Source organism: Brevibacillus porteri, from assembly GCF_003013475.1.
Lineage (GTDB): Bacteria > Bacillota > Bacilli > Brevibacillales > Brevibacillaceae > Brevibacillus > Brevibacillus porteri.
Genome location: NZ_PXZO01000054.1, coordinates 1 through 13,007, shown reverse-complemented (window position 1 = coordinate 13,007; position 13,007 = coordinate 1). Strand labels below are relative to the sequence as shown.

Annotated in this window: 12 protein-coding genes; 7 read left to right on the top strand and 5 right to left on the bottom strand. The window is 41.0% G+C overall.

Translation table 11 applies throughout. From position 1 onward, the window contains the following. Nucleotides 1-118: 118 nt before the first annotated feature. Nucleotides 119-1,285, bottom strand: coding sequence for a hypothetical protein (locus C7R92_RS25640; RefSeq protein WP_106836103.1), 1,167 nt, complete (start codon nucleotides 1,283-1,285; stop codon nucleotides 119-121). 667 nt (nucleotides 1,286-1,952) lie between these two features. Here C7R92_RS25640 and C7R92_RS25635 point away from each other — a divergent pair. The 5 genes from C7R92_RS25635 (at nucleotide 1,953) to C7R92_RS25615 (ending at nucleotide 4,993) form a co-directional block, all read left to right on the top strand. Then, nucleotides 1,953-2,144: a helix-turn-helix domain-containing protein gene (locus C7R92_RS25635; RefSeq protein WP_106836104.1), complete on the top strand. Its 192-nt coding sequence runs from the start codon at nucleotides 1,953-1,955 to the stop codon at nucleotides 2,142-2,144. A gap of 573 nt (nucleotides 2,145-2,717) precedes the next feature. Beyond that, nucleotides 2,718-3,149, top strand: a complete 432-nt coding sequence (locus C7R92_RS25630) for a DUF4280 domain-containing protein (RefSeq protein WP_244195823.1) — start codon at nucleotides 2,718-2,720, stop codon at nucleotides 3,147-3,149. Nucleotides 3,150-3,788: 639 nt separating this feature from the next. After that, on the top strand, nucleotides 3,789-4,340 hold the full coding sequence (locus tag C7R92_RS25625; protein WP_244195822.1) for a hypothetical protein: 552 nt from the start codon (nucleotides 3,789-3,791) through the stop codon (nucleotides 4,338-4,340). Continuing rightward, complete coding sequence (locus C7R92_RS25620) at nucleotides 4,333-4,869, top strand: accessory gene regulator ArgB-like protein (protein WP_069851357.1); 537 nt, start codon at nucleotides 4,333-4,335, stop codon at nucleotides 4,867-4,869. Before C7R92_RS25625 ends, C7R92_RS25620 begins: the two co-directional genes overlap by 8 nt. After that, nucleotides 4,859-4,993, top strand: coding sequence for a cyclic lactone autoinducer peptide (locus C7R92_RS25615; protein WP_007716823.1), 135 nt, complete (start codon nucleotides 4,859-4,861; stop codon nucleotides 4,991-4,993). Before C7R92_RS25620 ends, C7R92_RS25615 begins: the two co-directional genes overlap by 11 nt. Before the next feature lie 324 nt (nucleotides 4,994-5,317). Here the strand turns inward: C7R92_RS25615 and C7R92_RS25610 are convergent, their stop codons facing one another. The 4 genes from C7R92_RS25610 to loaP all read right to left on the bottom strand — a co-directional run bounded on the left by C7R92_RS25610 (nucleotide 5,318) and on the right by loaP (nucleotide 8,313). Then, on the bottom strand, nucleotides 5,318-5,728 hold the full coding sequence (locus tag C7R92_RS25610) for a hypothetical protein (RefSeq protein WP_017250292.1): 411 nt from the start codon (nucleotides 5,726-5,728) through the stop codon (nucleotides 5,318-5,320). Nucleotides 5,729-5,890: 162 nt separating this feature from the next. Then, on the bottom strand, nucleotides 5,891-6,709 hold the full coding sequence (locus C7R92_RS25605) for a lipase family protein (protein ID WP_106836102.1): 819 nt from the start codon (nucleotides 6,707-6,709) through the stop codon (nucleotides 5,891-5,893). A gap of 40 nt (nucleotides 6,710-6,749) precedes the next feature. After that, the gene (locus C7R92_RS25600; RefSeq protein WP_106836101.1) at nucleotides 6,750-7,580 is read right to left on the bottom strand and encodes a lipase family protein; all 831 of its coding nucleotides are present in this window, start codon (nucleotides 7,578-7,580) and stop codon (nucleotides 6,750-6,752) included. Between the two features lie 199 nt (nucleotides 7,581-7,779). After that, on the bottom strand, nucleotides 7,780-8,313 hold the full coding sequence (gene loaP, locus C7R92_RS25595) for an antiterminator LoaP (protein WP_069851352.1): 534 nt from the start codon (nucleotides 8,311-8,313) through the stop codon (nucleotides 7,780-7,782). A gap of 592 nt (nucleotides 8,314-8,905) precedes the next feature. Between loaP and C7R92_RS32970 the strand changes: the two genes are divergently transcribed. Both C7R92_RS32970 and fabD read left to right on the top strand, forming a co-directional pair. Further along, nucleotides 8,906-9,445: a 4'-phosphopantetheinyl transferase family protein gene (locus tag C7R92_RS32970; RefSeq protein WP_244195821.1), complete on the top strand. Its 540-nt coding sequence runs from the start codon at nucleotides 8,906-8,908 to the stop codon at nucleotides 9,443-9,445. A gap of 84 nt (nucleotides 9,446-9,529) precedes the next feature. Then, nucleotides 9,530-12,832 carry an ACP S-malonyltransferase gene (gene fabD / locus C7R92_RS25585; protein WP_106836099.1) on the top strand — a complete coding sequence of 1,101 codons (3,303 nt, stop codon included), beginning with the start codon at nucleotides 9,530-9,532 and terminating at the stop codon, nucleotides 12,830-12,832. The last annotated feature ends 175 nt before the right edge of the window (nucleotides 12,833-13,007 follow it).

Genomic DNA, 13,007 nt, shown 5'->3' with positions numbered 1-13,007 from the left:
CACAAAACTTTTGACAGACCCCAATTTTACGTTATTAGTGATGGCGATTCACCATGTCCGATTCACATCTACCAAATACAAAAAGGCGCTTTTAAGCGCCTCAAAGTAAATCTAATTATCAAAAATCAAATTCTAAATAGTCACTTAAAAGTGATGAGTCTCTAGGGTCATTTACCCATCCATCCGTCCAATATACCTCAGCCTCAAAATCTATCTCAGCCTCAGTGTCATTAGTGAATCTAAAAGTTGCTCCTCCTGATACCTCAGCCACTTGCTCTTCTATAGCACCAGAGAAGTCCCAAAACCATCTTCCATAGGTACTGCTTTTGTCTTCCATGTCTAAATCATCCCAATCTTGCTCCCATGTAATACCGCTAGTTAAGCCGCCAGCGCCACCACCAATTGAATAACTTTTAGAGCCTGAATTACCTTGATTTGTTGGTTTATGTTCTAAAAATTTTACAGCGCTACTTTTTCCATTTTTATCAAAACCTTTAATTTTAATCTCTGCGTTTTTTGTTTCAAAATCTTCATAGTCATTATCATTTTCTTCGGCTAACAAAAATGCACCTGGAACAATATGAGCTGTAATATTTGCTATAGCATAATAGTTACCTGCATCTATAGCCTTTCTAGCTTTAAAGTTCATGTACAAATCTCCATATGGAGGAGCAAGTTCACTAATCTGGTCGCTGTCTACAGTCTTCCATCCATAATCAGCCAAGGCGCGAAGCTCGTCATCTTCTGGAAGCTCTTCGCTTTTTTCGATAAACTTCAGGTGTTCTTTTGTGACAGCCACAATTTTGGACTCAATAACTTCTTCTTTGTTTACATTGTCGCGGTTCTTATATCCATTTACATCGACAAAGATTTTATCAGTGCCCTTTATAATAGCATCATGTTTGTTTTTGCCAAACCAATAAATCTTATAATCTACTTCTTTAGAGTCTACTTTCTCAATTTTCATTATTAAATCGTACTGGTCAATAAGAGATTCAAAATCAGTGTCTTTGTTGTGATCCATGATCAACACATTAGGTGCGCCATTCACGCTATCAAGGGTTAAATCATCACTTCTAAGAGACGATTTCTTGATCTCCTGAATGTCAGCAGCAACGTTTTTTAATTTCTCGTTTACGAAATCCTCCCTAATTTCAAAGCTGCTTGCATTTAGAATGTTCACTTCAAAGGAATCTTTTGCAAACGAAACTTTACTTGTTAGTGGATTAAACAGTAACAATGAGCTTAAAACTGATGCAGTGACGATTTTAACTACAGGCTTCATTTGTACCCCTCCAGAAATGTAAATGATTTACATGATGAGGGTAACAGAGACATCTTTATTCTGTCAATATTACCAGAAAATTGATTTCATTTGCATAATAGCTTAATTGTGTTTTAAAATAGAACTGCATTATTTTGGAAAAAAGGGGGAGTTTTATGAAGAACCAATTACTTTTATTTTTATTAGTAATTGTATTTGCAATTATTATCTATGTGGTTGTACATACGATGCCCTATGTTAAAAATGATCCGATTTTAGGTGTCTTGGTGCTATTGTCATCGATACTACTTGTAAATTTATTGTTTAAAAAGAGGGTCTAAGTTGAGTTTAAAACTCTCTAAAGAAGATAGTGATAGAATAACATGCAATGTATCCCACTTAATAATAAAAGTAGCTGTCAGCATAGGCTGGTTTTTCTTTTGCTTAGATTTTTATAAAATCTACCTTTCGGTGAAGATCAATAATGAACGCTGGAGACGTTTTTATAATCTCTGTTGAGGTTGACAAAGAAGAAACACGAGATAGGGAAAAGGAAGCACAAAATGTTGATAGATGAGTTTTTTGAATAGGGGAGCAATTGAGCCTATCGATTCGTTCGATGGGCTTTTTTATTGTTAAGTTAATCAAACGATTCGACATATATATACAAATGGGAGAGGATACTAATATGAAAAACAGTATTAACATTTTGGAGTCTTATCCAGATGTTTTAGATGTAAGGGACATAAAGCAGATTATGAACATTGGACAGCGCCAAGCATATGAACTTTGTAATTCAGGCCAATTTCATGTAGCAAGAGCTGGAACAAGAATTAAAGTAGCAAAAAGTGTTTTTCTTAATTGGTTAGAAGGGAACTAAAGGGAGGCAATATCTCCCCTTAGCTGATATCAAAAGTGGGTGGCAGAATGGGTGGCGAAATATCGGAAAAAGTAGTATTTCTAAGGTTAATAGAGGTTAATTGATTACCTTAGAAACGTTGACGTTATGCGATTTAGGACATGAAGGGATACGATGGGATAAGGTGATGTTGTAATTGACAGGGTGGGGGTCGCTGGTTCGAACCCAGTCCGGATCACCATAAAACGAACGTTCGAACCCTTGAGGAATCAAGGGTTTTTTATGCTCTCAACCAACTACCCTGATTACATAACTCCAAAAGCTTGTCGCTTGAAAATATTTTAACAGCCTTGATTCAACCAAAGCTAACCTGAGAGACTTTGTTTCATCTTTCTCGCGAAGTTGTCGGTAGCTTCTTTTTGCATTTTTAGCACAGCATAGCAATATTTATACCTATTGCTCGTGACCATTCTATATCCGATACATCAAGATGTGGGCATTATTTCCTTTATATATAGAGTGGATATCTAGCATATCGATCATCAGGAGCACCTTCTATCCGTATGAAATCCTTTACAGAGAGGGGGAGACTGTATGCCCAATATTGAACTGCTGAATAAATCTACAAATATGTGTTTCCATTGTGGCCTGATCAAGATTGAAGATGACGGGCAGGATTTGGGTGGTGTGACGGTAGGAAATCAGTCGTCAACAAATAACGGGCCGTCTGCTGCTGGTTTTGGACAAGGATCAGCTTGCGAAAAGCCGCAGGAAAAGCCTAGCATGTGGGATGATTTCGTCAAAGGAATCTCAATGCTGGGAGACGTTCCTGCTGCGATGCAAAAAGCGGCAAGTGAGCTGCCAGGGGCTTTCGAGAAAACTACTAATGATTTGCCAAAAGGCTTGAACAAGGCAGCAAAGGATTTACCAAAGGGAATGAAGGTGTTTGTGAGGGAAGGCTATATCGTGCCAATGCAAGAAGACTTGCTTCCAAGAAAAGGCGGTTATAATTTTGATGAGCGTTAAAGATTAAAACTTGCGGGTTTACAGCGCAAGAACAAGATCGTACAATACACCACAAACCAAACACAGTACAATTCAAGCACTTGATAAACTTTCAAAAGCTCCTTCCAACTTGAACCATGAGTAGGAATGAGCTTTTTTTACATGCTCAAAATCAAAGGAGGATGAAACGAATGGCAAAGTAGAGTATAACCCAAGGAGGAATAGCGATATGTTGAATCTAAATCCAAAAACATTAGAAGCACGCAGTGAATCTAGAAAGGTAAATAACCGGGCGATTTTTGTTTTGGGTTCACTAATTTGGTATGAGTAAGAGCAATGCGCCGATCGGATGGTTGCATGTCCTAATCTTTCACTTAACTTTTAGATTGACACCTCGAATAAGAACAAGCGTAGCAATATATATCTGCTACTGAAAGCAGTTTTTGGTTGTGGCGCAGCGCCACACTAAAATGTAAAATTTGGTAAATTCAAGCAGGAATCTGTCGTTTTTAGTAGAATATAACCCTCAATAAGTAATTGAGGTGAAAAAGTTACATGCTGTTTGTCCTATTTTCAACATTGGAATACCTCGCAATATTTGCTCTTATGACTACGTTATTTAGGTTTGGTTTTTTGGTGCATATCAACAGGATTCTCTTTGTGAGTCTGGTATTAATGCTTTTCTCGTTTGGGCTACGACAATTTACGCCATATGGAGACTATGCAACCATAGCCCAAGTCGTCATCATCTTTGGGGCATTAATCCTGGTATGGAACGTGAATTGGGGACATGCTGCCTTAATGACCATGATAACAGCAGGAATATACTTGGGGATTCAGATGGTGGAAGTGTTCTTCCTGACCGTCATAGGAGCCCTAGAGACAATCGAATCGTTACGGGATCGAACCATCAACACAGGTTTCATATTCCAGACAATCTCCGCATTATTTACCTTTGCATTATGCTATGGACTTCGAAAATTTGGACTGCAATTTACATTTGTCAGAGACGGAGCGCCTTTCTTTATTTACCATAGAATCAACATGGTTATTTTGTCACTGATTATTGTAACAGGTGTATTGATAACGGTCTTGTTTAAATTAGCAAGTACATATGGAATTGCTTCCATAGTCTGGATCTTCTTTGGGATGGCTATCGGAATCACGATACTGGCATGGCTGGCTATAAAAAGGGATGGGGAATATGATTGAAACTCTTGCTGAAAGAATAGCAATCCAACTAAAGTCGATCAATCCACATGAAACGAAGTCAGTGCCTACAATGAAATTTGGGTTAATCCTTATCATCAACATGCTTCTCATCATTACGAGTAGCCTTACCATTTCACTAATGTTAGGGACATTTCAAGGAACATTAATCACATTGGCTGGATTTTTAGTACTACGCCAATTTTCAGGAGGATTTCACTATTCATCGTCTGTCTACTGCACCATGACAAGTATAGTGGGAGCTGTATTAATCCCTCTCATTACCCTACCTAATGATTTTGTCACCCCGATTATTATTATCACATTAGTCCTAGTAGCACTTTTTGCACCGCAAGAAATGGAATTGCAATCACGACTATTCAAACAGAATCAGACTTTGCTCCTCAAGACCATCTCCATTATCATCGTCAGTTCATTATTTTTCATAGACAGCGAGACACTGGTTAAGACCTTCTTTGTGCAATCACTGACGCTAATTCCACTGAAAGGAGGTGGAAAAGATGAAAAATAAAGCGATGATGTTCGTAGCGAAACATGTTTCAGCAATTGCTTCATTTGTTGCGGTACTGGCGGTAACTACAGCATCCTTTGGTTTCGTAGGGAAACCTGAAATTCCAGAGGAATTAAAGAAATAAGGAGCAATGAACGACACAGACCATTTCTCACTCGACTTAACATCGAACGGGGAAAACTGGTTGTCCCATTGCCCCATTGTAAATCATAACTCTATAAACAGAACATCCGTGTTTGAATGTATTGTACTTATCGACTGCTTCTTTCACATCGTTACTAATAATCTCAACCCCTCTGTAGACAAGGGGGGTCTTTTTTTTGCGCCTGGTTTATTGACGTCAACTACGCTGATTTTCGAATTGTTAATGAATCCAAGTGGGCTGTCTCTTTGGCGAGAAATCGACTTTTGAGACAGCCCTTACTGTTTTACATACGCTTAACGCTTATTAAAACTTGGAAAGAGCGAATTTAGCTGTAAAATTCATCTTTTTCATATAGGAAGAGTTCGCTCCGGCTTGAAATTGTACAGAAATATTGCCGTCTTTTTGTGCTTGGAATACTCGTCCGTAAGGCGAATTCGCATGGTATGTACCAATCGCTTGATTATCCGCATCAAAGACTGTATAAGAGATCGGGAATCCTGAATTGTTTACAAAAATCGTAAGCTCTTCACCCTTTTTAAGCGGAAAAGATTCTTTTTGCGTCACTTCGTATGAACTCAGAGAATAGTATTTCGTAACCTCTTGAATGTCTAAAGCCGTTGCTGCTGCGTTAGCTTTTGAGACTTCCAATCCTGGCAAATTTGCACCTGAAAGTACGGCAATCCCTAATGCTCCTGCTAAAATGGCTTTTTTCATAATCGTAATGCCTCCTTTTTTGCTCATCCATGAGCGAAAGTAAATATTTGGAAATTACAACCATTATAATCTCGTTGAAAATGGTTATCAATAAGTTTTTTTGTAGATTACCTCTCACGGCGTGAAAAAGAGAGTATAAAAAAAGAGAGTGATTCCATAGAATCAACATCCCCCTAAAAAAGGCACACACATCCCTGTATCCGGACAAAACCCCTCATTCTCGGCACACAACCTCTCCGTAAACCCAGACTCCTCCTGCGCCAGAAACTTAAAATAACAAACAATTTCATGATTCCTTACAGCTACACTATTCAACTGAAAATCCAACAAATACTTCCGATCCACATGCTGGTAGTACAATCCTTTCTTCGTAAACGGAGGTGGGTACGCCTTGGACGGCAAAGTTGGAATAATATCATGAACATTCACGATCCGAACACTGTTCTTTACTGTCTCATTAAACCGCGAAGCAAAGACAGGATCTCCGACACGAGGACTCCCATACGTATACACAAAAGGATGCGCAAATTTCGTATTCACCGCAATATCCAAACCAGCTAGTGCGGCCAACCCTCCCCCTAAACTGTGCCCTGCAACAAATAGCTTTTTCGATCTTGAGAGCTTGCTCAACTCCCGAATCAATTCATCTCTCGCGGATTGATACATACAAGTAAACCCACGGTGGGTTTTTCCTGCCTTTCTGACAAAACGATAGGGGACTTGATACAAATCTTGATCAGACTCATTGTCGTTAAACGTGCGTGTTCCTCGAAAAGCTACAACGATACTGTCGGATGACTCGGCTACAAAACCAAACACCTCTGACTCCGGAGTCTCAACACCAGCGCATGCTCGAATAGTCGAGAGCTGGCGATACCCTTTTGGCAAGACAAGTGAATCTGTTTCAAATAGCTGATAGGCCTGATGGATCATAGCCGCAAGTAAAATCGCATCTTTGCTGTTATAAATACGATCGATCATTCATGTGTCTCCCTTTCTGAGTTTCAAGGCTGTAAAAAAGCTAGCATTTGCCTAGAAACGGAATACACGTATCGGTATTGGGACAAAACCCAGGGTTTTCCACACAGAGCGTTTGGGCATAATCAGGGTCAAGCTGAGTGAGGCTATGAAAATAGCAGGCGATACTATCGTTTCGAGGCGTATTATTCAGTTGAAACGAGAGCGGAAACTTGTTTTTTACATGTTGATAATAGATACCTTCCTGGGTAAAAGGAGGCGGATACTTTTGATCGGGGAATGTAGGAAAAGAGTCGTGGACATTTACAATGCGCAGACTATTGGCAACGACTTGATTGAAGCGTGAAGCGAAGTGGGGGTCACCAATACGCGGGCTGCCATAGGTATAAACGATTGGTTGCCTAAACTTCGTGTTTACCGCAATATCTAAAGCTGCTAGTACAGCTAGCGCGCCGCCGTAGTTGTGGCCAGTAATAAACAGCTTTTTTGATGCGGGAAACTGATTGATTTTTCTGATGAACTGATCCCGTGTTGATTGATACAGGCATGTAAATCCACGTGAGGTTTTCCCTGCATCTGTAACAAAAGGATAGGGGACTTGTAGGATGTCATAGGCCGCCAAAAGGTCTGCCGGATATGCTGCGTACCCTCTGAAGGCAATGATGATTTCATCTTTTGATTCTGCCACAAAACCATATACATGTTCCGTTGGATTCTCTACATCTGCGAAAGCCTGAATCGTGTATCGAAGTTGAAAACCTTTGGGTAAGGTAAGCTTCCCTTCAAAATATAATGGATAAGTCTGATAGCTCATGGCTGCTAGGAAAATGGCAGCCTGACTAGTAAACATGTTGTCTTCGTCCGAGAAAACCATGTATACAAATTCCTTTCCAAACAAGAATAAGGATCTAACACTTTTGAAAAGTCGTACATCGGAACTCTTGTCTGTCTCTCCCAAATGAAAGCAGGGCAATCCTACTCGAATGATACTTACCATGAGCCTATGTTTTTACGATGGAATGCGTGCTTGTATGAAGAAAATAAAAAGGGGAAGCGTACGCAACGCTCCCCCTTTACAAAGGTTTTGAGAGGATTTCAATTCCCACATCAATTGTTTTCTCTACTCCCATGAAGGTTAAAAATATTTTAGCCCTGTTTTTGTGCTTATCCACTTTTTTGATAAGACCTTCCAGTCCTTTTAGGGGACCAGATTCTACGATCACTTTAGAATTTTCTAGATAAACCTTTGAATAATCGACAACTTCACCGTTTCCCATGAGTTGGAGGATCGGGGTGATTTCTCTTTCATCAATGCTCGAATAATAAGTACCCTCATCTTGCGAATAGTAACTACCGTTATTGACTAAACGCAAACTTCTAGGAATTTTTTTGATTTTGTGGAACATTTCGTTAGTCATTTCAGTCTTAATAAGTACATATCCAGGAAAAATATTCTTCATGACACTATTCACAATGCCTGACTTTTTCTCAGGAACCAATCTCTTCGGCACAACGGACTTTAAAGACTGCTCATTAAAATAGAGTTTGAGGTACTTTTGAACGACTTCTTCTTTACCAGATTCTACAAAGATGGCATACCATTTCAAGGTGAGTAATCCTTTCATTATGAAGTAGATTCGCAAGTATCTTGAGCGCTTACTGCTTCCACAAAAATAGGAATGATTGAGTAGATAAAATCCTAAAAATTGTGGTATTATACTAAATATATCCAATTTCTTCGCGTTATGCAATAAACGTGGTTGTTGTAACTTTCTGCATAAATATAAAGAGTTAGCTGTATAAGTTTTTTATCGAAAGGAAAATCCCTTAGGGAATTTAATCGATGTTTCGGCACGTTAAAGGAACGTAGGGAGGACATACGTTGAAACGGTAGTGTGTATATTTATTTACCCACGAACTGGGGAAGCTCTGCCCTTTGGCACAGTAGGAGAACGGAAGGCGGAGATTGAATTGCATGTGTTTCCACAGATCTTTACGAAAGAAATCGTTATAAAAGGTAAGGATAGAGAGTATCGTGCCAGTTTGTGCATGGGCTATTTTTCTGTTCCCGCTGATTTTTTAAAAATAGTAAAATTCTTGCACCCAAAAGAATTCGAGTACTATTTTCAGCTGGAGTATGAGCGGAGAGTAAAAAGCTACCTGACAGGGAGATATGTCGCCAAAAGAGCCGTTTCGTTTTTGGTTGGAGACGAAAGCTTAGAGCGAATATGTATTGAACAGGGCATTTTTCATCAACCTGTCGTGAACTTACCGAGTGCAACCAACGTCCAGGTGAGTATCACCCATTGTGACGATCTTGCAGCCGGCATTGCTTTTTCGGAAGAACTGCCGATGGGGATTGATATGGAGAGAATTAGCGTGGATAGAAATAAAGTTCTGGAGACGCAGATGACTGTGAAAGAGAGCAGTTTGTTTTCATGCTTGCCTTATTCTTATGAAACAACTCTCACTCTTTTCTGGACAGTCAAGGAAGCGTTATCCAAAATTTTGAAAACAGGTTTAACCACTTCTTTTCATATCTATGAAATAAGCCAAGTAGAGGCAAGGGATGGGGTTGTTTATAGTCTTTTTGAAAACTTTCCTCAATACCGTACGGCATCCTTTATCCTTGGTGACTATGTGTGTTCGATCACCTACCCGAAAAAGACAGAGTGGAGTGTTGCTGCCGTAAAAGATGTACTTCAGGAGATAGAACACTCCATGACAAATCGCTTATGAATTCCCCACAACGGTCAATTGACCAGGCTGTGGGGAGTTTTTATTATAAAAAAACTGTATTTAATAACAAGGGGTGCATCATACATGGAAAAGCCTGTTGTGTTTATGTTTTCTGGACAGGGGTCTCAGTACTATCAGATGGGGAGAGACCTTTTTGATCAGAATCCGGTATTTCGCAAATGGATGCTTAGGTTAGATGAAAAGGTACATTCCCTGATCGGGGAGTCTGTCCTTGCCCAGTTATATGATGACACGAAGCGTCGAGACGACATATTTGATCGCACCCTTTTTACGCATCCCGCCATTTTTATGGTGGAATACGCTCTGGCTCAGGTTCTCATGGAAAGCGGAATTAAGCCTGACTATTGTCTGGGGAGCAGTTTGGGGGAGTTTGCGGCGGGGGCTGTGTCTGGGATCATGCCTGTGGAAGAATTGCTACAACTCGTGGTTGAACAAGCCACCCTTTACGAAACGTATTGTCAGAAAGGGAGTATGCTTGCGATTCTCCACAATCCCGATTTGTATGATCAAGACCCTTTATTACATCGAAATAGTGAGTTGGTAGCAGTGAATTTTCATTCGCATTTTGTCATTGCTGGGAGCAGTCATCAGCTACAACGCATGGAGGATTATGTAAAAGGCAAGGGGATTATTTGTCAACGACTACCCGTATCGTATGCTTTTCACTCAGCTTACATCGATCCGGCTGAACCACATTATCGGGAGGTATTGAAACAGAAATCGTTTGGAATTCCCCAGATTCCCTTTGTCTCGTGTGTTCACGGTGAAATCATGAAGGAACTGCCAGTCGACTACTTTTGGCAAGTGGTAAGAAAACCAATGCAGCTTCCAAAAGCTGTCCAAGAGCTGGAGAAACAGCAAAGCTACATCTATTTGGATTTGGGACCAGCAGGAAATTTGAGTAATTTTACAAAGCGAAATCTGCGACAAGATTCACAATCAGAATGCTACTCGATTATCACTCCTTTTAAAAAGGATGGCGAAAATGTAGAGCGCATCAAGCAACTATTCTCAAATAAAAGTTTGCATACAAACAGAAAGGAAGACAGAAAAATGACCACATATGTTTTCCCCGGGCAGGGCTCCCAAATAAAAGGAATGGGGGGCTCTCTGTTTGATGAGTTTCCAGAAATAACGACCAAAGCTGATCAGATATTAGGTTATTCCATCAAAGAGCTTTGTCTGCATGATCCGGATAAACAGTTAAGTAAAACCCAGTTTACCCAGCCTGCTTTGTACGTGGTAAATGCGCTTAGCTATCTGAAAAAGGTAAAGGAAACCGGGAAAAAACCAGATTATGTGGCGGGGCACAGCTTGGGTGAGTACAACGCGCTTTTTGCATCAGGGGTGTTTGACTTTGAGACAGGGCTGCATTTGGTGAAAAAAAGAGGCGAGTTGATGAGTTTGGCCGTCGGTGGAGGTATGGCGGCTGTGATCGGGTTTACTTCGGAGCAAGTAGAACGCGTGTTACATGAAAATAATTTGACCAGTATCGATATTGCCAATCACAATTCTCCCTTCCAATTTGTGATTGCAGGTCGGAAAGAAGATATAGAGCGGGCCAACCCTGTTTTTCAGGAAGCGGGTGTAAAAGTATACATACCCTTAAAGGTGAGCGGAGCATTCCATTCCCGTTACATGAGTGATGCGAAGCAACGCTTTGAGGACTATTTAAATCAGTTTGCCTTTTCCAGTATGACCATCCCTGTGATTTCAAATGTTCACGCAAGACCCTATAAACAGAGCGATGTGAAACGAAATTTGGTGGAACAAATTACACACCCAGTGAAATGGAATGACAGCATTCGATATCTCCTGGCCTTGGGGGAAAACGAAATAGAAGAAGTTGGTCCTGGTACTGTGTTGACCAAGTTAGTTACTACGATCCGAAATGAAGCAGAACCCCTGATCATAGAAGAGGAAGCGGAGAAAGAAAACATGGAGCAAGAGACAAAGCCGGTTGCTATCACTGTACAGGAGCAAGAGATATCGAACAGCATGGAGCAGCCAAAAGGGATTACCGCTTTTTCGCTGGGAAATCAGCAATTTAAACAGGACTACAAACTGAAATATCCCTACCTGGCAGGAGCGATGTACAAGGGAATCTCATCGGAAAAGCTTGTCATTAAAATGGGGAAAGCCGGGATGATGGGCTTTTTCGGAAGTGGTGGCTTACAGCTGGATAGAATCGAGCGAGCCATCCAACAGATTCAACGTGAACTACAGCATGGCGAGCCGTATGGTATGAATTTGTTGCATCATCCAAGTGACCCGTCCATGGAAGAAAAAACCGTCGATCTGTATCTTGCTTATCAAGTGAGGGTGATGGAAGCATCTGCGTTTATGGCGATTACCCCTGCGTTGATCATCTATCGGGCCAAGGGATTAAAGCGGGGGATGAACGGGCAAGTGGAGGCGGCAAACAAAATTTTTGCCAAAGTATCACAGCCTGAGGTTGCGGAAGCCTTTTTAAGTCCCGCACCTGAGTATCTGATAGAAAAATTGGTGCAAGAACATAAGCTTACGACAGAAGAAGCGAGTTTGTTACGAGAAGTTCCGATGGCGGACGAGTTAACGGTAGAGGCCGATTCTGGCGGAAATACCGATCATGGTGTAGCATCTGCTTTGATGCCAGCGATGATCAGACTACGAGATAACATGATGCACAAGTATGGATACCAAAAGCCGATCAGAATCGGGGCTGCGGGAGGGATTGGAACTCCTGAGGCGGCAGCGGTCGCTTTCATGCTTGGGGCAGATTATATTGTTACAGGCTCGATTAACCAGTGCACAGTGGAGGCCGCGACCAGCGAGTCTGTGAAGGATTCGTTGCAGTTGGCCAATGTTCAAGACACAGAGTATGCTCCGGCGGGTGAAATGTTTGAAATGGGAGCCAAAATTCAAGTGTTGAAAAAAGGCTTATTCTTTCCAGCGAGAGCGAACAAATTGCACGACCTCTATCGTCAATACAACTCGCTTGATGAAATCGATGAGAAAACCAAGAAGCAGCTCCAGGAAAAGTATTTTAAACGCAGCTTTGAAGAGGTGTATGAGCAGATGAAAACGACTTGCCCACCTCAGGAACTGAAAAGAGCGGAACGAACGCCTAAATACAAGATGGCGTTACTTTTCAAATGGTATTTTAACCGCTGTTTTGACTGGGCTTTGGATGGAGCCGAAAGCTATAAAGTGGATTATCAGATTTACTGCGGTCCAGCGTTAGGTTCTTTTAATCAATGGGTGAAGGGAACGGCTGTTGAAAACTGGAGAGACCGTCATGTTGATCAAATTGGTGAAATGATGATCAAGGAGACAGCCAACCTTTTGAATCAGCGTATCCACGCCTTAACAGGTTCAAGCAAATAAAGAAGCAATGACCCTCAAATAAGAAAGGAACGGCGAAAATGAATTTGGAACTAGTAGAATACCATCCTGAAGGCGTTTCTAGCGAAGCGCCTCTTCTTTTTGTCCATGGAGCATGTCACGGAGCATGGTGTTGGGAAAAAAACTTCCTTCCTTATTTGGTCAAGACCCCATTTAG

Excerpts from the sequence above, each read along its gene's own strand:
- C7R92_RS25630 (WP_244195823.1), top strand. The coding sequence starts at position 2,718 with ATGCCCAATATTGAACTGCTGAATAAATCTACAAATATGTGTTTCCAT.
- C7R92_RS25620 (WP_069851357.1), top strand. The coding sequence starts at position 4,333 with ATGATTGAAACTCTTGCTGAAAGAATAGCAATCCAACTAAAGTCGATC.
- fabD (WP_106836099.1), top strand. The coding sequence starts at position 9,530 with ATGGAAAAGCCTGTTGTGTTTATGTTTTCTGGACAGGGGTCTCAGTAC.
- C7R92_RS25610 (WP_017250292.1), bottom strand. The coding sequence starts at position 5,728 with ATGAAAAAAGCCATTTTAGCAGGAGCATTAGGGATTGCCGTACTTTCA.
- C7R92_RS25640 (WP_106836103.1), bottom strand. The coding sequence starts at position 1,285 with ATGAAGCCTGTAGTTAAAATCGTCACTGCATCAGTTTTAAGCTCATTG.
- C7R92_RS25600 (WP_106836101.1), bottom strand. The coding sequence starts at position 7,580 with ATGGTTTTCTCGGACGAAGACAACATGTTTACTAGTCAGGCTGCCATT.
- C7R92_RS25605 (WP_106836102.1), bottom strand. The coding sequence starts at position 6,709 with ATGATCGATCGTATTTATAACAGCAAAGATGCGATTTTACTTGCGGCT.
- C7R92_RS25615 (WP_007716823.1), top strand. The coding sequence starts at position 4,859 with ATGAAAAATAAAGCGATGATGTTCGTAGCGAAACATGTTTCAGCAATT.
- C7R92_RS25635 (WP_106836104.1), top strand. The coding sequence starts at position 1,953 with ATGAAAAACAGTATTAACATTTTGGAGTCTTATCCAGATGTTTTAGAT.